This window comes from Clostridium sp. MSJ-8 (assembly GCF_018918325.1).
In the GTDB taxonomy this organism is placed as follows: Bacteria; Bacillota; Clostridia; order Clostridiales; family Clostridiaceae; genus Clostridium.
In genome coordinates, this window is the sequence record NZ_JAHLQH010000023.1 from 25,588 (window position 1) to 48,919 (window position 23,332).

The 23,332-nt window shown below is 28.3% G+C and carries 17 protein-coding genes; 11 read left to right on the forward strand and 6 right to left on the reverse strand.

From position 1 onward, the window contains the following. The first annotated feature begins 4 nt into the window (after positions 1 to 4). The 3 genes from KQI77_RS04385 to KQI77_RS04395 all read left to right on the forward strand — a co-directional run bounded on the left by KQI77_RS04385 (position 5) and on the right by KQI77_RS04395 (position 2,755). A complete protein-coding gene (locus KQI77_RS04385) occupies positions 5 to 1,165 on the forward strand; it encodes a DHHW family protein (protein WP_216388774.1) in 1,161 nt (386 codons plus the stop codon). Between the two features lie 20 nt (positions 1,166 to 1,185). Next, positions 1,186 to 2,127: a hypothetical protein gene (locus tag KQI77_RS04390; RefSeq protein ID WP_216388776.1), complete on the forward strand. Its 942-nt coding sequence runs from the start codon at positions 1,186 to 1,188 to the stop codon at positions 2,125 to 2,127. A gap of 217 nt (positions 2,128 to 2,344) precedes the next feature. Continuing rightward, the gene (locus KQI77_RS04395; RefSeq protein WP_216388778.1) at positions 2,345 to 2,755 is read left to right on the forward strand and encodes an SH3 domain-containing protein; all 411 of its coding nucleotides are present in this window, start codon (positions 2,345 to 2,347) and stop codon (positions 2,753 to 2,755) included. A gap of 34 nt (positions 2,756 to 2,789) precedes the next feature. Here the strand turns inward: KQI77_RS04395 and KQI77_RS04400 are convergent, their stop codons facing one another. Continuing rightward, positions 2,790 to 3,425 carry a GerMN domain-containing protein gene (locus KQI77_RS04400; RefSeq protein ID WP_216388780.1) on the reverse strand — a complete coding sequence of 212 codons (636 nt, stop codon included), beginning with the start codon at positions 3,423 to 3,425 and terminating at the stop codon, positions 2,790 to 2,792. A gap of 170 nt (positions 3,426 to 3,595) precedes the next feature. On the opposite strand from KQI77_RS04400, the gene KQI77_RS04405 reads away from it, so the two are divergent. Together KQI77_RS04405 and KQI77_RS04410 are read left to right on the forward strand one after the other, a co-directional pair. After that, the gene (locus KQI77_RS04405; RefSeq protein ID WP_216388782.1) at positions 3,596 to 4,399 is read left to right on the forward strand and encodes a response regulator; all 804 of its coding nucleotides are present in this window, start codon (positions 3,596 to 3,598) and stop codon (positions 4,397 to 4,399) included. A 5-nt stretch (positions 4,400 to 4,404) separates the two neighbouring features. Next, the gene (locus KQI77_RS04410; RefSeq protein ID WP_216388784.1) at positions 4,405 to 7,248 is read left to right on the forward strand and encodes an ATP-binding protein; all 2,844 of its coding nucleotides are present in this window, start codon (positions 4,405 to 4,407) and stop codon (positions 7,246 to 7,248) included. A gap of 40 nt (positions 7,249 to 7,288) precedes the next feature. On the opposite strand, the gene KQI77_RS04415 is transcribed toward KQI77_RS04410, so the two are convergent. Next, positions 7,289 to 8,887 carry a DEAD/DEAH box helicase gene (locus tag KQI77_RS04415; protein WP_216388786.1) on the reverse strand — a complete coding sequence of 533 codons (1,599 nt, stop codon included), beginning with the start codon at positions 8,885 to 8,887 and terminating at the stop codon, positions 7,289 to 7,291. 255 nt (positions 8,888 to 9,142) lie between these two features. Further along, positions 9,143 to 11,047 (reverse strand): NAD(+) synthase, encoded by a 1,905-nt coding sequence (locus KQI77_RS04420; RefSeq protein WP_216388788.1) that lies wholly within the window; start codon positions 11,045 to 11,047, stop codon positions 9,143 to 9,145. A gap of 314 nt (positions 11,048 to 11,361) precedes the next feature. On the opposite strand from KQI77_RS04420, the gene KQI77_RS04425 reads away from it, so the two are divergent. From KQI77_RS04425 to KQI77_RS04445, 5 genes are all read left to right on the forward strand, one after another. Further along, positions 11,362 to 11,799 carry an NfeD family protein gene (locus KQI77_RS04425; RefSeq protein ID WP_216388790.1) on the forward strand — a complete coding sequence of 146 codons (438 nt, stop codon included), beginning with the start codon at positions 11,362 to 11,364 and terminating at the stop codon, positions 11,797 to 11,799. Next, positions 11,799 to 12,737, forward strand: coding sequence for an SPFH domain-containing protein (locus KQI77_RS04430; RefSeq protein WP_216388792.1), 939 nt, complete (start codon positions 11,799 to 11,801; stop codon positions 12,735 to 12,737). The genes KQI77_RS04425 and KQI77_RS04430 overlap by 1 nt, the downstream gene beginning before the upstream one ends. A 708-nt stretch (positions 12,738 to 13,445) precedes the next feature. Further along, on the forward strand, positions 13,446 to 13,823 hold the full coding sequence (locus KQI77_RS04435; protein WP_216388793.1) for a RidA family protein: 378 nt from the start codon (positions 13,446 to 13,448) through the stop codon (positions 13,821 to 13,823). A 34-nt stretch (positions 13,824 to 13,857) separates the two neighbouring features. Continuing rightward, complete coding sequence (locus tag KQI77_RS04440) at positions 13,858 to 14,181, forward strand: plasmid mobilization relaxosome protein MobC (RefSeq protein WP_216388795.1); 324 nt, start codon at positions 13,858 to 13,860, stop codon at positions 14,179 to 14,181. Positions 14,182 to 14,260: 79 nt separating this feature from the next. After that, positions 14,261 to 15,037 carry a relaxase/mobilization nuclease domain-containing protein gene (locus tag KQI77_RS04445; RefSeq protein ID WP_216388797.1) on the forward strand — a complete coding sequence of 259 codons (777 nt, stop codon included), beginning with the start codon at positions 14,261 to 14,263 and terminating at the stop codon, positions 15,035 to 15,037. A 33-nt stretch (positions 15,038 to 15,070) separates the two neighbouring features. Here KQI77_RS04445 and KQI77_RS04450 read toward each other — a convergent pair whose 3' ends face one another. The 3 genes from KQI77_RS04450 to eno all read right to left on the reverse strand — a co-directional run bounded on the left by KQI77_RS04450 (position 15,071) and on the right by eno (position 19,069). Further along, positions 15,071 to 17,185, reverse strand: a complete 2,115-nt coding sequence (locus tag KQI77_RS04450) for a heavy metal translocating P-type ATPase (protein WP_216388799.1) — start codon at positions 17,183 to 17,185, stop codon at positions 15,071 to 15,073. 5 nt (positions 17,186 to 17,190) lie between these two features. Beyond that, positions 17,191 to 17,418, reverse strand: coding sequence for a DUF6110 family protein (locus KQI77_RS04455; RefSeq protein ID WP_216388801.1), 228 nt, complete (start codon positions 17,416 to 17,418; stop codon positions 17,191 to 17,193). 361 nt (positions 17,419 to 17,779) lie between these two features. Next, the gene (gene eno, locus KQI77_RS04460) at positions 17,780 to 19,069 is read right to left on the reverse strand and encodes a phosphopyruvate hydratase (protein ID WP_216388803.1); all 1,290 of its coding nucleotides are present in this window, start codon (positions 19,067 to 19,069) and stop codon (positions 17,780 to 17,782) included. 507 nt (positions 19,070 to 19,576) lie between these two features. Between eno and KQI77_RS04465 the strand changes: the two genes are divergently transcribed. Then, positions 19,577 to 23,329: a phosphoribosylformylglycinamidine synthase gene (locus KQI77_RS04465; protein ID WP_216388805.1), complete on the forward strand. Its 3,753-nt coding sequence runs from the start codon at positions 19,577 to 19,579 to the stop codon at positions 23,327 to 23,329. The last annotated feature ends 3 nt before the right edge of the window (positions 23,330 to 23,332 follow it).

Consider the following 23,332-nt stretch of genomic DNA (forward strand, 5'->3'; position numbering starts at 1 on the left):
ATATATGAGAAAAAGAAAAAAACAAAAAAGAAGTATATATAACAATATTATGGCAATAATATTTATTATAGCTATATTTGGAATAACTATTATTAATATAGTATCTAAGGATAAAACATTTTCTGATATGGAGAATAGATCATTAACGCAGAAACCTAGATTTGATATAGATAATTTAGTAGAAGGTAGATACACTAAGAAATATGAGAAATATGTTAATGATCAATTTATAGATAGAACAGAATTTATTAACATTAAAGCTTCTATAGATAATCTACTAGGTAGAAGTGATAATAATGGCGTATATAGAGGGAAGGACAATTATCTTTTTGAGAGCTTTGACGTACCTAATAAGGAAGCAGAAGATAAGAATATAGATGCTATTAATAAATTTGCAGATAAATATAAAGACATAAACTTTAACTTTATGTTAGTACCTATTTCAACTACTGTACTTAAAGATAAATTACCAGAAGATGCACCAGTTGTAGATGAGAAGAAATATGTAAACAAGTTCTCAGATAAACTTAGTGATAGAATTAAGTTTTTATATTTATATGATACAATGAAGGCTCATAAGGATGAATATATATATTATAGAACAGACCATCATTGGACTACGCTTGGAGCATATTATGGATATGAAGCTTTTATGAAGAGTGTAGATGTTGAACCTAAGTCTTTAGATAACTATAATGAAGACTTAGTTACTAATGAATTTTATGGAACATTATTTTCTAAGGGATTATTCAAAGTAAAGAAACCTGATAGTATTAACATATATACTCCTAAGGATAATAATGATGAAGCTATAATAACTTATGTGGAAGAACAACAGAAGACAGCATCTTTCTATAATAGTGAATACTTAAAGAAGCGAGATAAATATGGAATGTTTTTAGCAGGTAACCATCCATTAGTAGAGATTGAAACAAATTCTGATGAAGAGAAAACTTTGCTTATTTTTAAGGATTCATATGCTAATTGCTTTGTGCCATTTTTGACTTCACATTATAAAAAAATTATATTAGTAGATCCTAGATATTATTATGAGGATATAGATGAATTAATGAAGAATGATAATGTTACTGATGTATTATATTTATATAATTCAGAGACTTTCTTCCAAGACAATTCATTAAGTGGAGTATTAAATAATGATTAATAGATAAAGGAAGGATAAAAATGAAAATTAACTACTTTAATTCAAAATTCAAAAAAATTATAAGTTTGTTAGTAATCTGTTTATTAACAATAAGTGCTATGGGTTGTAGTTCTGATAACAATTCATTTGTAGAAAGTAAGAGAACTTTACCTAAAAATATAAAATCAATTATAACGTCTGCCAAGGATGGAGATGCTTTAATAATGTTAGGGAAAGACAATGATGGTAATATAGAAGTTCTAAAATCTACAGATAAAGCGAAGAATTTTGAAACTAAGAAGTTATCAGTAGATTTTTCGGATAAAACAATATTATATGGTGCAATTGGAAAAGATCATAGATATGCTGTATTATATGGAGTTACAAATAAATTTGGAGTAACAACAACAGAAACAAAAGAGCTTCATATATACGATGAAGGAGATAAGGACATAAAAATAGAAATTCCAACTGATGATGTTGACAGTGTAAGTAACATATTACTTGCAGAAGATTCTATAATAGTTGTATGTTCTAATGGAGCTATATATCAATATAACTCTGAAACAGCAGAGCTTATGAATAAAGTTGATGGAGATGACAAGAAAGTTGTAATAAGTAGTGCTATAGTTAATGGTAGTTTAATAATTGCTACTAATGATAGTATTGAACGTTATGATTTTGATTCGGATTTTAAGAGTAAAAAGATAAAGGCTCTAAAAGACTTTGTTGATGGAGATTTTACGCTTATATCTTCTATTGAAGATGATAATTTATATTTTGTATATGATAATTCATTATACAAGTATAATCTAAAAGAGGATAAGACAAGTAGAATAATTAAAAGCGAAGATGAGACTTCATTTAGTAAAGATAATTATATAGCTATTTATTTCTGTATGTATTCAGATAAAGAAGCAATTGGATTATTTTTAGATCTTGATTATAACTATCATATGATTTATTTTAGTAAGAATAAATAGTAAGTTTTATTTTATTGAAACATTATTTGTATATTTAAATTTTTGATTTTTATATACAAATAATGTTTTTTTACTCTTTAGTAAATTAAACTATATCATTATTTATTTTAATTAGTGAGAAGTAGAAAAACTAGATATAACAACATATATTGTCAAAAGTTGATTAAAATTTATTAATAATATATAATATAGTTGTATAATGGGAGGTGTTAGAGAGGTGAGGAGGTCGTTAAGAAAAAAGATTGTTAAAATACAATATTTTATTCTTGTTGCAACAATTTTTGTTTTGTGTGGATTGACAGTGTACATATATTTTGGAAAACCAAATCAAGTATATAAAGATATTGATAAGATTAAAGTCAATAATGGAAATGGCATAGTGTCAGATGATGATAAGGTATTAGAAACATATAATGTAGATGAATTAAAAAATATATATGCAATACATGATTCAGAGATTAAAGAAACTGCAAATAATGAATCTAGAGTTGTAGGAATTTTATTAAAGGGAGAATCTGTTAAGGCTATTGAAGAAGTTAATAATGATTGGGTTAAAGTATGGTATAACGATAGAGAAGCATATATAGAGAAATCATCAATTACATATGATGTTGATTCAATAAAATAAGGTAGGGATAAAAATTAAACCCTACCTTTTAATTTTAATTCATTTTAGTAAAATTAGAATAATCTACAGAAAAAGCAGTTCCTTTTTCTAACATAATATGACCAGAAGCATATTCTTCTCCATTTACTGTTATATATACTTTAGATACACCTAAGTTATATCCTAGTGAATTAACTACGCATTGAAGTATATTACTTTCGACTCCACTACCAAAACCTAAGTTATTAATAAAAGTACTTCCAAAGTTAACAGAAAGAGTATCTGTATCTTTATCTAATTTAGCACTTGCTACTTGAATTCTAGAATCTAATGCATAATAGTCATTACCTCTGTCTTCTTTTAACGCGTTAATAATAGCAGTTACTATAGCACCGTCTTTTACATTAATTGCAGTGTCTATATAATTAAGTTTATCAGAAGTAGCATCATACATATATAATCTTACATCCCTTTGTGCAGAAGTAGTACTTTTGCTATCGTTAGTAGTTTCCTCTGATTTTATTGTTTCATCTTTTTTAGTTTGATTATCTTTTTTTTCAGAATCATTATTATTTGTTTCAATATTAGTAGTTGTATTAGAATTCTTATTAGTATTTTGCTCGTTTGAACATGCAACTAAAGAGATTAAACAAATTAATGATAGAAGAATATATAATATTTTTCTCTTCATAATCAACACCCCCTTATTAATTCATTATAGCAAAAAATATATATTTAGACATTAAATAAAACAAGAATTAACAAATGGTTAAAACTATGTAAATATATATGTCTGTGCATATAGTGAAATATAAAAAATGATATAATTAAATGTAACAAGATGAAAACGAGGTGATAAAGATGCCTGAAAACAATGAAAAAATTAATGAGGAAAATAACAAACAAGCAAATGAAAGAACTAAGGATAAGATTTTAATTATTGATAATGATGAAGAATATACCAAAAAAGTTAGAAGAAGTGTTGGAAATACTTATGATATATTAGTAATAGAATCTGGTAAAAAGGCATTTAATTATTTATTTTATAACAAGGTAAATTTAATAGTATTAAATATAGATATGCCTATAATTGATGGGTTTAAGGTATATGAGAATATAAAAGAATTATATAATTGTAAAAATACACCTATTATATTTACTACAAGTATGAAAAATAAAGCAAAATTAATACATTCATCTAATAATAAATTAGAATGTTTATTAAAAGGGTCTGATAGTGAAGAAAATGTTATCAAAGATAAAATAGAATCTATAATATGTAAATATAATGAATATCAAAATAGAGAATCTATTTTAGTGGTGGATGATGATTTAGAATTTTTGCAAATAATTAATGGATATCTTAAAGAAAACTTTAATGTTAAGCTTGCTAATACTTATGCTATGGCAATGAAACATTTAGAGAAAAATACAATTGATTTGTTATTATTAGACTATGAGATGCCAATATATAATGGAACATCATTATTAAGAATGATAAGAGAAAAAAAAGAATTTAATGATTTACCTGTGATTATGGTAAGTGGTAATTCTAGTACTAATGTTATAACAGAATTGTATCAATACAAAATAAAGGATTATGTAAAGAAGCCCGTAAATAAAAATATATTAATTGATAAAATTGAAAGAGTTTTAAAAGGGTAGAGAGTATGACTATATTAACTATTATAAAGTGTATAATAATATTAGGGATAGCTGTAACGTTTCTTACATGTGTTGTTATGTATAGGCAGAAAACTTCAGAGGCAGCAAGAAATCTTCTAATAACTTCTATGTTTTGTTGTGTGGCAATAACTGCATATTATTTTGAAGTGTCATGCAGTAGGCTTGAGGATGGTATATTAGCTGTAAAGTTTGGGTATATAGGCAAGGTCTATGGAATGTTGTTTGGAGTTCAATTCATAGTTGCTTATTTAAAAAGAAATATTCCGGGATGGGTAGTTGATACATTATTTGGAGTCGCAACTGGATTGTTAGCACTTATTTTAACTAACGAATATCATCATTTGTATTATAAGAGTTGGAATCTTGTGTTTAATGGTTATTATTATTATATAGAATTTGAAAAAAATATATTCTATTGGGTATTTATGGGCGTAATGCTTTTGAATGGATTGATATATTTTCATTTTGCTTGTTCATCAGTAATTATTACTTATGGGAAAGAGAGAATGAAATATTTAATGCTTATATTAGCAGGGATAGCTCCTATAATATTTCTATTGATATATTTAAGTGGAGCTTTTAAGTTATTTGATTTAACATCAATAGGTATAAGCATTGCCAATTTTATTTTGGCAATTACAGCAACACGGTTTGGGTTATTTGATACATTAGATATTGCTAAAGATAAAATAATAGAAGATACAAATGATGGAATGATAGTTGTAGATACAGAGTATGAGTTGATTTATTACAATAAAAAAGCTAAAGATTTTATATATAATATTATACTTACTAAGGAAGTTAATTCAAGAAATGCTATAAAAGATATATTTACTCAAGAGGAGAATGTATTCTTAAGTGATGGAAAACATTATGAAGTTAGAATATCGAATCTATACGAAGATGAGAATATTAGAGGGTATATGGCATGGATATTTGATATGACTTTTATTGATAAATATACTAAAGAAATATTAGTTCTTAAAGAAGAGGCAGAAAGAGCAAATAAAGCAAAATCTATTTTCTTAGCTAATATGTCTCATGAAATAAGAACACCTATGAATGCAATAATTGGCTTTTCAGATATAGCCCTTAAGAGAAAAGATTTAGATAAAGAATCTAGAAAAGAGATAACAGATATAAAGAAATCAGCAAATAGTTTGCTAGACATAATAAATGATATTCTCGATATATCCAAAATCGAAGCAAATAAATTAGAATTTGTAGAAGAAGAAATTGATGTACAAGAGTTTTTAAATGGCATTATTTCAATAATAAATGCAAATATTATTGAAAAGGGTTTAAAGTTTGAAGAAGATATAGATGCACATATTCCTAAGAAAATAATAGGAGATGAGACTAGACTTAGAGAAATTCTTATAAACATATTAAATAATGCAGTAAAATACACTAAAGAAGGCAAAGTAGATTTTATAATAAAAGTTATAGATAAAAGCGAAGAGAGCGTTAAGGTGTCTTATACTATAAGAGACACAGGAATAGGAATAAAAGAGGAAAATATACAGAAAATTTTCAATAAGTTTGAACAGGTAGATAAACATATTAATTCAGGAATTGAAGGGACTGGATTAGGTTTAGCGATAACAAAAAATCTTGTAGAACATATGCATGGACAAATTAATGTAGAAAGTGTTTATGGGCAAGGAAGTACATTTACAGTTGTATTATCCCATAAGATAGCTTCAAATGAGGAATTAGGAAAATTTAATATAATAAAAGAACAAACTGAAAATAAAACTAATAATTTTAAAATAAAAGATACTTCTGTTTTGGTTGTTGATGATAATCCGGTTAATATAAAAGTTATACAAGGATTATTAAAAACCTATGGACTTAATAGTGATATTGCAGAGAATGGAATAGAGTCTATAGAAAAAGCGAAAAATAAAAAATATGATATAATATTTATGGATCATATGATGCCTGAAATGGATGGAATTGAAGCTATGAAACATATAAGGATGCTTCAAGAAGTAGATTATAAAAATGCAAATATAATTGCGCTTACAGCAAATGCAATAAATGGTGTTAGAGAAAAAATGCTACAAGAAGGGTTTACTGATTATTTATCTAAACCTATAGATATTGAAGAATTAGAAGCAATATTTACAAAGTACATTCCAAAAGAAAAGATAATATATATAGCAGAACCTATAGATGATGATGTGGTTCAGAGTGAAGATAGTCTTATTGATTATAATATATTAGAAGAAAATGGAGTGGATACTAAAAAAGGTAGAAGTAATTGTGGTGGAAGAGAAGAGGATTACTTGGAAATTCTTAAAATAACATATGAATATGGTTTATCAAGGATTGATGTTTTGAAAAAGAATTATACTGATGGAGATATAAATAATTATACAATTAATGTGCATGCGCTAAAAAGTAGTCTTGCTAATATTGGAGCATTAGAATTATCTGAAGCTGCAAGGCAACAAGAAATGGCAGGCAAAGAAGGAAATATTGAATTTATAGATAAAAATATTGATGAGCTATTAAATAAATATAACGAATTATTAGGTATAATAAAGAAATCTATTTCTATAGATGATACAAAACATGAATTAGATGAGGAAAACCAAAAAGAAGACATATCAAGGGATGAATTGCAAGATATGTTATCTTACCTTCGTACATTAATAGAAGAACTAGATATAAATAGTGGACAAGGTCTTATAGAAGGATTGAAAAAATTTAAACTAGATAGTAATGTGGCAAAAGGAATTGATAAAATATATAGTTATTTAGAAAAACTTGAATTTGATGAAGCTCTTAAAGTACTAGATAATATAGAAAAAGAAGGATGATAGTACATCCTTCTTTTTCTATTAGTCAAAATAATTAGAATTATTTGCTTTTGGTTGCAACTTCTATATTAACTCTTCTTTTATTTAGTTTGTGCCCACTACATTTATTAAGAACTATACTACTTACATCCTTATTAACTGTAACAAAAGAGAAGTTTTCTAGTATATCTATTTTAGTTACTTTATTTCCTCTTATATTTGCTTTTTCTGTAATAAATTTAACTAATGATTTTGCAGTTAGTTTATCCCTCTTTCCAATTGATAGGAATAATCTTACGCTTGAACCGTCTATTATGCCTTTTCTTTGAGAGTATTTAGGAGTTTCTAATTCATTTTTAGTATATTTGAAACTCATTTCTTTATCAAGCTGCATTTTCATAAGTGCAGAAACAACTTCAACAGGATTATAGTTTTCACATAGTTCTATTGCAGTTTTAGTATAATTAAAGTAGTCGTTTTGGTTAAGTACTTCTTCGATTTCTTCTTCTTTAGCTATTTGTTTTTTCTTTATGATTTCATTTACTGTAGGTACGTTCATTTTTTCTAGGTTACCTTTAGTAACTTTTTTTATTTGACGTAACATAGAGAATTCTTTTGGTGTTATAAATGAATAAGCAGTTCCTTGTTTATTTGCACGACCTGTTCTACCTATTCTGTGAACGTAAGATTCAACATCTTGAGTTAGATCGTAATTGAAAACATGTGTTATTCCATCAACATCTATACCTCTTGCAGCAACATCTGTAGCTACAAGATAATTTAAAACACCTTCTTTAAATCTTTTTAAAGTTTTAGTTCTATGTATTTGCGTCATATCTCCATGCATTCCTTCTACTACAAAGTTTTTGTCTTGAAGATTTTCTACTAATTCATCTACGCCTCTTTTTGTTTTGCAGAATATAATAGCTGCATTAGGAGTATCATAATCTAAAACTCTACATAATGCTTCGAATTTATTTTTTTGATCAACTTCAAAGTAGATTTGTTTAACATTTGTAGCAGTCATAGCTACTTTTTTTATGTTTACTATTTTGTAGTCTTTTTTCATGTAATTTTTAGCTAATTTCTTTATTGGTTCAGGCATTGTGGCTGAAAATAAAAGTGTTTGTCTATCAGTTGGAATTTCTTTTGCTATTGTTTCAATATCTTCAATAAAGCCCATGTTTAACATTTCATCAGCTTCATCTAACACAAAGCATTGGATATTAGATAAAGGAAGAACTTTTCTACGAATAAGATCCATAACTCTTCCTGGAGTACCAACTACGATATCAACACCTTTTTTTAATTCTTTGATTTGCTTTGATATAGAATCGCCACCATATATAGGTAGAACTTTAACTTTTTCGTATTTAGATAATTTGTTTAATTCTTCATATATTTGAATTGCAAGTTCTCTAGTTGGAGTTAAAATAATAGAAGATATATAATCACCTTTTTTTATGTTATTAAGTATAGAACAACCAAATGCTGCAGTTTTACCAGTACCTGTTTGAGCTTGACCTATTATATCAAAACCTTGTAGTGCTAATGGAATAGATTCAGCTTGAATCTGAGATGGATTAACATAACCTAAATCATCTATTGCCTTTAGGATGCTATCCTTTAAATTTAATTCTTTAAATGTGATATTTTCCATGTAAAAATCCCTTCATGTTTATAAAATTTATCTAAATTAAAATATGTATTGACAATAATTCTTATCAACTTATTAAGTATATCCTAATCTTTAATATAATGCAAAGAATTTTTATTATATTTTAATTATTCAAACGTTATGCCTATTTTCAGTGTATCTATATTATCATCAAGTATCTTAAGACTTATGTATTTCTAATAAAAAATTATCTAACTACAAAGTTATCAATAATTTTTTATTAGAAAATGTTGATTTTTACATGCTTTCAAATGGAAATGCATCTGAAGGCATTCTCCAATCACCTCTAGGTGAAAGAGATATACTACCTACCTTTGGACCATCTGGAAGTGCACTTCTTTTAAATTGTTGTGTAAAGAATCTATAGAAGAATTTATCAAGCCATTTTTTGATTTCTTCTTCTGAATACTCATCTTTAAATGCATTAATTGCAAGGAAGAATATTCTGTCTTTTGATGAACCGTGCTTAATGAAGTGATATAGGAAGAAGTCATGTAGTTCATAAGGACCAACTATATCTTCTGTTTTTTGAGCAATTTCACCTTTAGCGTCTTTTGGTAAAAGTTCAGGGCTAACAGGAGTATCTAATATGTCTAATAAAGTTCTTTTGACAGCCTCAGTAGATTCTTTCTCGGCTACATATTTTACTAGGTATCTTACTAAGGTTTTAGGTATAGATGGATTAACTGAATACATAGACATATGATCCCCATTATATGTACACCATCCTAGGGCAAGTTCTGACAGGTCTCCTGTACCTATTAATAATCCCCCTTCTTTATTAGCTACATCCATAAGAATTTGAGTTCTCTCTCTTGCTTGAACATTCTCGTAAGTTACATCATGGATATCTTTATCATGCCCTATGTCTTCAAAGTGTTGAAGAGCAGCTTTAACTATATTTACTTCTCTTAAATCAGTGCCTAGTTCTTTACATAAATCTAATGCATTAGTATAAGTTCTATCTGTAGTTCCAAAGCCAGGCATAGTTATAGTTATGATATTTTCTAGTGGATAATTAAGTAGTTTAAATGTTTTAACTATAACAAGTAAGGCTAATGTAGAATCTAAACCTCCAGATATACCAACAACTGCTTTTTTAGATTTTGTATGTTCAAAACGTTTAGCCAATGCTGAAGATTGTATATTAAATATTTCTTTTGAACGAATTTCTATTTCATCAACATTAGAAGGTACAAATGGATGTTTATTTATATATCTATCAAAATCTTTTATTGAAGTATCATCATAAGTGAAATTAATAAATTTAGGTGTATAAGGTATATACCTTAAGTTATCTCTAAAACTTATATTTTTAAGTCTTTCACTTCTTAGTTTAAACACATCTATAAAGGAATATATAACTTCGTTTTTTCTCTGGAATCTTTCATTTTCACATAAAATACCACCATTTTCACTTATTAATAAGTGACCACTGAATAATAAATCTGTAGTGCTTTCATATACGCCAGCAGAAGAATAAACATAAGCAGACATGCATCTTGCACTTTGATTGTTTATTAAAGATCTTCTATATTCCATTTTACTAACTAATTCGTTAGAAGCAGATAAGTTACCTATAATATCTGCACCCATAAGTGATAAATAAGAACTAGGAGGTATAGTTACCCATAAATCTTCACATATTTCAAAACCAAAATTGAAATGTTCACTTGAGAATATAAGATTAGTACCAAAAGGTATAGAATCTTGAAAAGGAAGAGATACCATTTCATTAACTATACCAATACCTTCTGTAAACCATCTTTTTTCATAGAATTCACTATAATTAGGTAAGTAAGACTTTGGAACAATACCTAAAATCCTTCCTTTAAATATTATATATGCACAATTATATAAAACATTATTGAATTTTAAAGGAGCTCCTATTGCTATAAGCATATCTATTGCTTTTGTTTTGTCTAATAGCTCTTTTATAGCTTGGTTAGAATTATTAAGCAATGTATTATTAAGAAATAAATCACTACATGTATAAGATGTTATACATAATTCAGGAAAAACTATAAATTTTGTATTCTTTTCAGCAGCTTCTTCAATACAAGTTACGATGTTATCTAAATTGTATTTTGTGTCACCAACCCTTGTAAGTGGACAGGCGGCTGCTACTTTTACAAAGTCCATATACACACATCCTTTATTAAAATTTTTAGTATTATTATACCACACAAAATAAAAATAATAATATGGGGTACTACAAAAAAATAGAAAGAAGTTTCTAAAAATACAGAAAATAATATAAAATATTGCACTATATAATAATAAATAACTTATAAAATGATAAAAAATACTTGCAAAAGAGATGAATGCAATTTATAATTATAATTGTAATAAAAAATACTATTTAATACGTATACATGTTATAATTATAGTAAGTATTTATTAGTAGATGCTTGTCTGTAGTATAGTGTATATAATAATTGAAAGGGGAGAGGAGCATGGATGCAATAGTATTTTGGTTAATAGTAGCTGTAGTAGTTATTGTAGTAGATTTATTTACAAGCACATTTATTTTTATGTGGTTGTCTGTAGGTGCTATAGCATCTATTATATGTGAATTCTGTGGATTAGATTTTTCAATGCAATTCATAGCATTTGCAGTTGTTAGTTTAATATCTATATTGATAGGATATCCATTGGTGAAGAGGAAATTCAAGAAAGATATACACAAGACACCACTTATGGAAGAATCCTATATTGGTCAGGTACATGAAGCTGAAGACGATATTATAGATATGGCTAGAATAAAAATAGGAGGAATCTATTGGACAGGTGTTAATAGAGGTGAACCAATCAAGAAGGGGGATAAATTCGAGATAGTAGGCATCGAAGGTAATAAGTTCATAGTGGAGAAATGTAAGGAGGATAATGAATAATGAATATTGTTTTAGCAGTAATATTAGTATTGGTAGTAATAGTTGTTATATCATCTATTAAGGTGGTAAACACTGGATATTTATATGTAGTAGAGAGATTTGGACAATTTTATAAGGTATTAGAACCTGGTTGGCATTTGGTAATTCCATTTGTTGATTATGTTAGAAAGAAAGTATCAACAAAACAACAAATTTTAGATGTACCACCTCAATCAGTTATAACAAAAGATAACGTTAAGATATCTGTTGATAATGTAATTTTCTATAAATTATTAAATGCACAAGAAGCAGTATATAATATAGAAGACTATAAAGCAGGTATAGTATACTCTGCAACAACTAATATGAGAAATATATTGGGTAATATGACATTAGATGAGATATTATCAGGAAGAGATAAGATTAATCAAGATTTATTAAGTATAATTGACGAACTTACTGATGCATATGGTATCAAGATTTTGTCTGTAGAAATCAAGAACATAGTTCCACCAGCTGAAATACAAGCGGCTATGGAGAAACAAATGAAGGCAGAAAGAGATAAGAGAGCTGCTATCTTAAAGGCAGAAGGAGAGAGACAATCAGAAGTAGAGAGAGCAGAAGGTGAGAAACAAGCTCAAATCTTAGCAGCAGAAGCTGAAAAAGAAGCTAATATAAGAAGGGCAGAAGGTTTGAAGGAATCTCAACTATTAGAAGCAGAAGGTAAGGCGAAAGCTATAGAAGCTATAGCAAAAGCTGAAGCAGAAGCTATAGAAAAGGTAAATAAAGCAATTATTGACTCTGGAACTGATGAAAGAGTTATTGCACTTAAGCAAGTTGAGGCACTTAAAGAAATGGCTAATAATCCAGCTAATAAACTTATCTTACCAAATGAGACTTTATCTTCTCTTGGTAGTATAGCAGCTATAGGTGAAATGTTAAAAGGAAATAAACAATAATTAATATCAAAATTATATGTTTAAGTAAATAATATAATATGTAAAAAATCCAATGTTATTTGTATTTGATCAATATTAAGTTTATAATTAGTATCAATATTATATGTTTTCATAAATAGCATAATTTCATTAAGGATTTCTAAATATAAAAAAATTAAGGTAGCTAAATGTTGTAAACTCACTAAAGTTCAAACAGTACAACATTTTAAACGCTATCTTAATTTTTTTATAATAAGAAATCCTAAAATTCATTATGAAGATTTATTCAAAGCAATAATATTGATACTAAAAAAGAAAATCATAATATTAACATTAACAAATAACATTGGATTTTTTATTATCAATATTTACTTAAAGCAATAATTTGATATTAATTAACTGAAAAATAAGTAATCAAAAAAATATTAGATAATTTTTTTAAAGTAAGAATTACTGAAGACATAAGATACTTGTAATAATATAGACACGCTAAAAATTACCATAATGCTTAAATAATTAAAATATAATAAGCTTAGTGGAAGTAACCATTATTGTTAAGGTTAGAATTATAGGTAGATATAACCATGAAGCATTAAAGATTAGTAAAATAAATATAGAATAATCGGTTAATGAAACTAATGTTATTATATTTTAATTATATGTGTAGAAAAATATATTATAAAGCTTTATAATAGAATTAATAACATTAAAACAAGGGGGCAATTATAAATGCAAAAAGAAATAATATCAACATCAAAGGCACCAGGTGCTATAGGACCATATTCACAAGCTAATAAAATAGGTAATTTAATATTTACATCAGGACAAATTCCTTTAGTTCCTGCAACTGGAGAATTAGTTACTGATATAGAAGGTGCAACTAAGCAATGTTTAGAAAACATAAAAGCTATATTAGAAGAAGCAGGAAGTTCTTTAGAAAAGGTAGTAAAGGTTGTAATATTCTTAAGTGATATTAATGATTTTGCTACAGTTAATAAGATATATGGAGAATACTTTACAGCTAATGAACCAGCTAGAAGTTGTGTAGAAATAGCAAAATTACCAAAGGATGCTTTATTAGAAATTGAAACAATAGCATATGTTTAATATGAAGACAATGTAATTTTAGGAGGTACTACTTATGGCTGGCCAGAGAACAAGGCCAAAGCAAATTAAGTTTTGGACAACAGAGGAAGAATATGACAATATAAAAGAAAGGGTATCTCAAAGCAGATTGACTCAAAATGAGTATTTGATAAGATCAGCAATGGAGAATGACATAGTGGTAATAGATGGATTAAAGGATACTTTGTTAGAGCTAAGTACAATAGGTAATTCATTAAATGAATTAGGAAATACAAAAAAGATTTCACAAGAGGATTTTAATGAAGTAAAAGATGGACTACTTTCTGTATGGAAACATATAGAGAGAATTTTGTCAGAATCTAATAAGAGACAAGTTTAGAATGATAGGATGGAAAAATATTATTTGTTTTCCATCCTTTTTTATTGAAGTAAAACAAAAGAAAAAGAGAGGAAAAGTAATGGCTATAATAAAAAATTTACCAGCAACTAAGAAATTAGAAGAACAGCTAGAATATTTGAAACAAGAAGAAAAAACTAAATATGAGCTTATTACTGGGATTAATTGCACAAAAGATAATATACTAATAGAATTTAGAATAATAAAAGAATTATATAATAAATTAAAAGGTAAAGAATATTATCATATGACAATGGCATTTAGCCCTAATGATAAGATATCAGAAGAAAAAGTGCATAGCTTAGGTTTAGAGTGGATAAAAAAATGTATAGAAGATCATCAGATTCTTGCAGTAACACATATTGATAAAAATCATTTACATAATCATTTTATAATTAATAGCGTTAATATGAAAAATGGTAAAAAGCTTCAGATAAATCCTAAAAAATTACATGATATGAAGGTTCAAAGTAATAAAATATGTAGTAGAGAAGGGATGTCTATAATAGAATTGGATAAGATTCCAGAAGTTTTTAAAACTCATAATGAATATTATCTTGAAAAAAGGGTAAGAATAGAAGGGGTAGATGTGGATATTTGGAAAGATAGAATAAGAGATAGTATAGATTACTCCATAAGTGTTTCAGATGATTTAGAGGAATTTAAGATAATACTTAAGGATAACTTTGATATAGATATAGTAGATAATAGATATGGTTATAAGTATATTCTTGAAGATAACAAGAATGTTACAGATAGTAGATTAGGGTCATTATATTGTAGAGAATCTATAATAAGTAGGATAAAATATAAGAAGCAATATGATGAACATATTTAAGGTCATAATATTGCTTCTTAACATATAACAGAATTATTTTTTTATTAATGGTCTAGTTGATGAAGCAGCGAAAACAAACGTAGATGTATTGTGAAGTAGAGCACTTGTGCTAGGGTTAAGTACTCCAGCTACTCCTAGTATAATTAAACTTGTATTAAATGTTACTATTTGTCTATAATTTCGTTTAATTCTTTCCATTAATAGTGTAGATAATTTCTTAAATTCAACAATTTCATTTAGGTTACTAGATGTAAGAGTTACATCTGCTAATTCTCTTGCTATATCAGAGCTATCTTGCATAGAGATAGAAACATCTGAAGCAGATAATGCAGGTGTATCGTTAACACCATCACCTACCATTACTACTGTTTTACCTTCTGCTTTTAACTTGTTTATATAGTCTGCTTTATCTTCAGGAAGTGCACTAGCTTTATAATCAGTTATACCTAATTCGTTAGCTATATGTTTAGCTGCATTTTCACAATCGCCAGTAAGCATAACAATATTTTTGAAGCCTACTTTCTTTAAGTTTTCTATAACTTCTTTTGATTCATCTTTTAGTGGGTCGTATATGCTTATTATTCCTGATAAAACATTACCTATAGCTAAGTATATAAGTGAACTAGCTCCTTCTTTTTGAAGTTCATCTATTAATACTTTAATTTCTTCAGTTTTTGGAACTTCATTATCTTCAAATACAAAATGTTCACTACCTATAATAGCAGTTTTATTATTTAATTTAGTTGCTATACCATGAGCAATTATATATTCAACTTCTGCATGTTCTTCTGCGTGACTTAGCCCTTCATCAGAAGCTTGCTTTACAATAGCATTTGCAACACTGTGAGGGAAATGTTCCTCTAGACATGCTGCAATTGTTAAAACCCTATCTCTTGAGTATCCATTTAAAGGAGTTACTTTTTGAACGAATGGGGTAGCATTAGTTAAAGTACCAGTTTTATCGAAAACAATAGTGTCAGCTTTTGACATTATTTCTAAGTACTTACCACCTTTTACCATTATTGAATGTTTGCTTGCTTCTTGCATAGCGCTAATTATTGATATAGATGTTGATAATTTTATAGCACATGAGTAATCAACTAATAGAATAGAGGTCGCACGTGCAAGATTTCTAGTTATTAATAATAGCCCAAAGAATCCAAAGAAACTAAAAGGTACAATAGAATCTGCAAGATGTTCTGCGTTTGATTGAATACCTGCTTTTAGTGATTCGTTATTATCAATCATATCAACAATTTTACTTAATCTACTTTCTTGTTGAAGATTTCTTACAGTAACATATATTTTACCCTCTTCCACAACAGTTCCAGCGAAAACTGTATCATTTTCGGCGACTGCTTTACTAAGAGGTTCTCCTGTAAAACTAGATTCATTAACCATAGCTTCACCTTTTAGTATTTCTCCATCTACTGGTATCATGGCACCAGTTTGAACTATAACAACATCATATTTTTTAAGAGATGAAGTAGGTATCTCGTGTTCTATATTGTCTTCTAAAATCCATACTTTATCTATATTTAAAGATAAAGTTTCTTTTAATTGTAGAGTAGTTTTCTTTCTAGTGTAGTCTTCAAGTAATTCTGAAATATTTAGAAGGAACATAATATTTCCAGCAGTATTAAGTTGTCCACTAAATAGTGAAACCCCTATGCTAGTTGCATCTAAAACTGGAACATCTAGCTTTCCATGAAGAATAGAATTAATTCCTTTCTTGAAATATTTACATGAATGTATGAAGCATGTTAATTGTCTTAAAGGTAATGGTAAAAACCATTTCGTAGCGTATCTTCTTATTGCAAGCTTATAAAATTTATGACGATATTCTTTAGCTACTTTTGCTTGCTTTAAGTTATAATTATTATCTTCATTAATTCTATCTAAATAAGGTGTAATATCAAAATTATTAACCTTAAAATTTGATATAGATTCTAATAATTGTTCACGATTATCAGCACTATATGTAAATAAGACACTACCTGTGGTACTATTTACTTCAACATTAATAACCATAGCCCATTTCTTAAATTCATAAGCTAAAGCTATGGCTTTTTTTTGTGAGAAAGCATATTTACCATATCTGATTCTCATTCGTCCTGGCATATCATGAACAATTTGATAAGCCTCCATAATTATTATTCTCCGTCGTTTTTAGATTTTGCTTCATAGCATAAGTCTTGAGCATCTTCTCTTATTGTTTCATATGTTGAAACAGCATCATCTTTTAATTTCATACCTGATGCTATAGAGTTAACAGCGATTTTTCTTGCAGTAGAGCTCTTTAAGAATTTTGTTCCTACTACAGTAGCAGCTACACCTCCGATAAATGATAATACAGTTGGTTTTTTAAAAAAGTCTTTCATTGTAAAATCCTCCTTGAAATTAGTTTATTTTACATAAAGAATACTACTCTGTGGGGAAAAATGTCAATAACATAAGTGAAAATTTAACAAGAAATATGCTTTATTGAGAAAAAAAGTGTTTTTAGGGAATTATTAAGCTGCAAATCATTAATATAATTAATGATTTATAAATAAAATAGAAACTAATTATATTTTAAATGACTATATGTAAATAAAAATATTATAGTAAATGTTGAAGGTAAATATGATGGATATATGAAACTAGAAACTCAGGATTATTAAAGGAAAATAGGAAAAGGGCTACCTTATTAGCAGTAAAGAACTGCTAATAAGGTAGCCCTAATTATATAGAAGAATTAAATTATTTATCTAATTGGTAGAAAGCACTTTTACTAGCATAATTAGATTGAGTAGCTAATTCATCTTCAATACGTAATAATTGATTATATTTAGCTATACGATCAGTTCTTGATGCAGAACCAGTTTTGATTTGACCTGCATTTGTTGCAACTGCAATATCAGCAATTGTTGTATCTTCAGTTTCTCCTGAACGGTGAGAAACAACAGCAGTATAGTTAGCTTTTTGAGCCATTTGAATTGCTTCTAATGTTTCAGTAAGAGTACCTATTTGGTTTACTTTAATTAAAATTGAGTTAGCAACGCCTTCTTCAATACCTTTCTTTAATCTCTTAGTATTAGTAACAAAGAAATCATCACCAACTAATTGAACTTTTTTACCTAATTTTTCAGTTAAGTAATGCCATCCTTCCCAGTCATCTTGATCTAGGCCATCTTCAATAGAGATGATAGGGTATTTTTCACATAATTCAGCATAAAAATCAACTAGTTCTTTTGAAGTGAATGTCTTGTTATTTTCACCAGGTAAAGTATATTTACCGTCTTTATAGAATTCACTACTTGCAACATCCATTGCTAGTTTTACATCTTCACCTGGAGTGTATCCAGCAGCTTTTATTGCCTCTAATATTGTTTGAATAGCTTCTTCATTTGATGCTAAGTCTGGAGCAAAACCACCTTCATCACCAACTGCAGTGTTAAGACCTTTTGATTTTAAAACTTTTTTTAGTGCGTGGAATACTTCTGCACCCATACGAATTGCTTCTTTAAATGAAGGTGCATTAACAGGCATAATCATGAATTCTTGAAAATCAACATTATTATCAGCGTGAGCACCACCATTTATGATATTCATCATAGGTGTTGGAAGAACGTGAGCATTAGCACCACCTATATATTTATATAAAGGTAAGTTTAAACTGTTAGCAGCACATTTTGCTATAGCTAAAGATACGCCTAATATAGCATTAGCTCCTAAATTACCTTTATTTTCAGTTCCATCTAAATCAATCATTGCTTGATCTAATTCTCGTTGATTAAATATTGATTTTCCAATTAGTTCCTTAGAAATAATTACATTTACATTATCTACAGCTTTTGATACTCCAAGTCCTGAATATCTTTCTTTATCGCCATCACGTAATTCAACAGCTTCATGAATTCCTGTTGAAGCACCACTAGGAACACTAGCACGACCTAAAACACCATTTTCTGCTACAACTTCAACTTCTACTGTTGGGTTTCCTCTAGAATCTAATATCTCTCTTGCGTAAATACTTTTTATTTTACTCATTAAAAAATCCTCCTATACTTTATATTATAGAAATCTGCTTCTATAATATTGAACTAACATAAAGTAATTAATATTAAACAAGTCAATATTTCTGACTGAACCTAGCGTAACATAAAAAAATCGTCAATACAATAATAAAATTAAAAATCACTTGCAAATGATAAAAATTATCAATAAAAAACTAAATAGCAATTAATTTTTAATATTAAAGAAAAAACAAAAAATGACAATAGATTTAAATAATAAATTTAATATACATTTTTTAAAAAAATTACAGCAAAAGGGATTTTAAAAACGTATATTTATACGGAAAAATTAGAGTATGGTTCGGTGTAATACGAATGTTAATATAAACTACCTCTTGGATTATTGACATATTAATAGCGTGGTGGTAATCTAAAAATGGTGAAAAGATAATAAAATTTTACAAGAAAAAAAGTATAAGTGTAAAACAATGGGGTTTTAAGGAATCCAAATAAGCAATACTACAAATTTGGAGGTATTTTAATGTTAAAAAACAGATGCATTTTCGTTGAAAAGAAACCTGGGTTCGACGTAGAAGCAAGGAGTTTACTTAGCGATATTTCAAGCAATTTAAGAATTGATAACTTAAAAGGAATAAGAGTTATTAATAAGTACATCATAGGGGAAGTGACAGAAGAATATTACAAAAAAGCACTACATACAATTTTCTCAGAATTAACTGTTGATAATGTTTATGAAGAAAAATTAGATATCGACAGTGGGGATATTGCATTTGGAGTAGAATTTTTACCTGGACAATATGACCAAAGAGCAGATTCGGCTTCAGAATGTTTTATGCTATTAACAGCAGAAGACAGAGTAGAAGTTAAATCAGTTAAAATCATTGTTTTAAAAGGAAACCTAACTGAAGATGAAGTTAAAAAAATTAAAAACTACTATATCAATCCTGTAGATTCAAGAGAAGTAGATATATACAGTAGAGAATTACAAGCACCAGTTAGTGAAGCTAAAGACGTAGAGATTCTAACAGGATTTACTAATTATGATGAAGAAGATTTAAAGGCATTTCATAAAGCTCAAGGCTTGGCAATGAGTCTTGAAGATATCATAATGATTAGAGATTATTTCAAGAATGAAGAAAAAAGAGACCCAAGTATTACAGAAATAAAAGTTATAGATACTTATTGGTCTGATCACTGTAGACATACTACATTCTCAACATCAATTCAAAAAGTAGAAATCCAAGATAATAAATATACAACGCCTATAAAGAATAGTTATAAAGCATATATAAAAGCAAGAGATTATGTTTATGGAGCAGATACTACAAGAGACATGACTCTTATGGATATTGCAGTTATTGGAATGAAAGAAATGAGAAAGAAAGGTTATTTAGATGACTTAGATGTTTCTGATGAAATAAATGCATGTTCTATTAATATAGATGTAGAAACAAATAAAGGTATAGAAAAGTATCTACTAATGTTCAAGAATGAAACTCATAACCACCCAACAGAAATAGAACCATTTGGTGGCGCAGCAACATGTCTTGGTGGAGCAATTAGAGATCCATTATCAGGTAGAACATTTGTATATCAAGCTATGAGAGTTACAGGAGCAGCAGACCCAACAGTTCCTATAGAAGATACCTTAAAGGGTAAATTACCTCAAAGAACTATTACATTAGGCGCAGCTCATGGTTATAGTTCATATGGTAATCAAATAGGACTTGCAACTGGTCAAGTTTCAGAGGTATATCATAAAAATTATGTTGCAAAGAGAATGGAAGTAGGAGCAGTTATAGCAGCAGCACCTAAAGAAAATGTAGTTCGTGAAGAACCAAAGGTAGGAGATGTAGTTATTCTTCTAGGTGGTAGAACTGGTAGAGATGGTGTTGGTGGTGCAACAGGATCTTCTAAGGAACATAATGAAGAATCAATAGAAACATGTGGAGCAGAAGTACAAAAAGGTAATGCACCTACAGAAAGAAAACTTCAAAGATTATTCAGAAACAAAGAAGCAGCTCAAATGATTAAGAGATGTAATGACTTTGGAGCTGGTGGTGTTTCAGTTGCAATAGGTGAGTTATGTAGAGGCTTAGATATAAACTTAGATTTAGTACCTAAAAAATACGAAGGATTAGATGGAACTGAACTTGCAGTATCAGAATCTCAAGAGAGAATGGCAGTTGTAGTTCACAATTCAGTAGCAGACAGATTTATAGAACTTGCTAGTGAAGAAAACTTAGAAGCTGTAACAGTTGCTAAGGTAACTGATACAGAGAGATTAAGATTATTCTGGAGAGGTAAAGCTATAGTTGATCTTAAGAGAAGTTTCTTAGATACAAATGGAGCAACTCAAAAGACAGATATTATAGTAGAAGCACCTAAAGAATATTCGTTTGAAGTTGGCGATGTAGATGTTAAGTCTAAGTGGCTTGAAACATTACAAAAACTTAATGTGGCATCACAACAAGGTTTAGTAGAGAGATTTGACTCATCTATAGGGGCGAGAACAGTTCTTGCACCATTTGGTGGAAAGTATTCAAAAACTCCAGCAGAAGGTATGGCAGCTAAAATACCTGTATTTGATGGAGAAACAGATGATGCATCACTTATGACATTTGGATTTAATCCAGATTTAGGTGAATGGAGTCCATATCATATGGCATTCTATTCTGTAGTTGAAAGTGTTACTAAGCTTACTGCTATGGGTGGAGATTATAGAAAAGCTAGACTTACATTCCAAGAATACTTTGAGAGATTAGGTAAGAAACCTGAGAGATGGGGTAAGCCATTTGCAGCATTACTTGGTGCTTTACAAGTACAAGAAGATTTAAATATAGCAGCAATTGGTGGTAAAGATTCAATGTCAGGTACATTTGATGATATAGATGTTCCACCATCATTAGTAAGCTTTGCTGTAGGATATGAAAAAGCAGATAGAATTATATCACCTGAATTTAAGAAGATAGGCTCTAAATTAGTATTATTAATGAGTGAAAAACTTGAAGATGGTACTATAGACATGGATAAGTTTAAATTAAATATGGAAACAGTATATGAACTTATTGGAGAAAAGAAGATTATATCAGCATATTCACTTAAATTTGGAGGAGTATGTGAAGCTATAACTAAGATGTCACTTGGTAATAGAATAGGAGCTGACTTTGGAAACATTTCATTAGATGAATTATTTGGATTAAATTATGGTTCATTGCTTGTTGAAGTTCCAGAAGGAAATAATATAGATGAAATATTCAATGGATGTGTTTATAGAGAAATAGGTACAACAATAAAAGAAGAAAAGATAGTATCTAGAGGATTTGATTTAGAATTTAGTATACAAGAACTTCAAGATACATTAGAAAAGAAATTAAGTACAGTATTCCCAATAAATACAAAAGAAACTAACGAGAAAGTTCAAGAAATATCTTATACTGAGAGAAATACAAAAACTCCAGTAATAAAAATAGCAAAACCAAAGGTTGTTATTCCTGTATTCCCAGGAACTAACTGTGAAGATGATACTAAACGTGCATTTGAGAGAGAAGGTGCAGAAGTTAGTACAGTTATTTTGAGAAACTTAAATAAGAATACTTTTGTGGAATCTATTGAAAAATTACAAAAAGAAATAAGTACAGCTCAAATAGTAATGATTCCAGGAGGATTCTCTGCGGGAGATGAACCAGATGGTTCAGGTAAATTCATAGCAACTGTATTTAGAAATGAGAAAATTAAAAATGCAGTTAATGAATTATTAAATAACAAAGACGGATTAATGTTAGGTATATGTAACGGCTTCCAAGCATTAATTAAATTAGGATTAGTTCCTTATGGAGAAATAAGAGATATAGAAGAAGATATGGCAACATTAACTTACAATAATATTAATAGACATATGTCATCATTAATAAGAACAAGAATAGCTTCAGTAAAATCACCTTGGTTTAATGAAGTAAATGTTGGAGATATTCATACAGTTGCAATATCTCATGGTGAAGGTAGATTTGTTGCACCAGAGAGTTTAATTAAGGAATTAATAGCAAATGGACAAGTAGCAACTCAATATGTAGATTTTGATGGAAATGTGTCACTTGATATGCCATATAATCCAAATGGATCTATGTATGGAATAGAAGGTATAACTAGTCCAGATGGTAGAGTTCTTGGTAAAATGGGTCACTCTGAAAGAATTGGAGCTAACTTATATAAGAACGTAGAAGGAAATTATGATCAAAAGATATTTAAATCAGGTGTTAAATATTTTGAATAATTG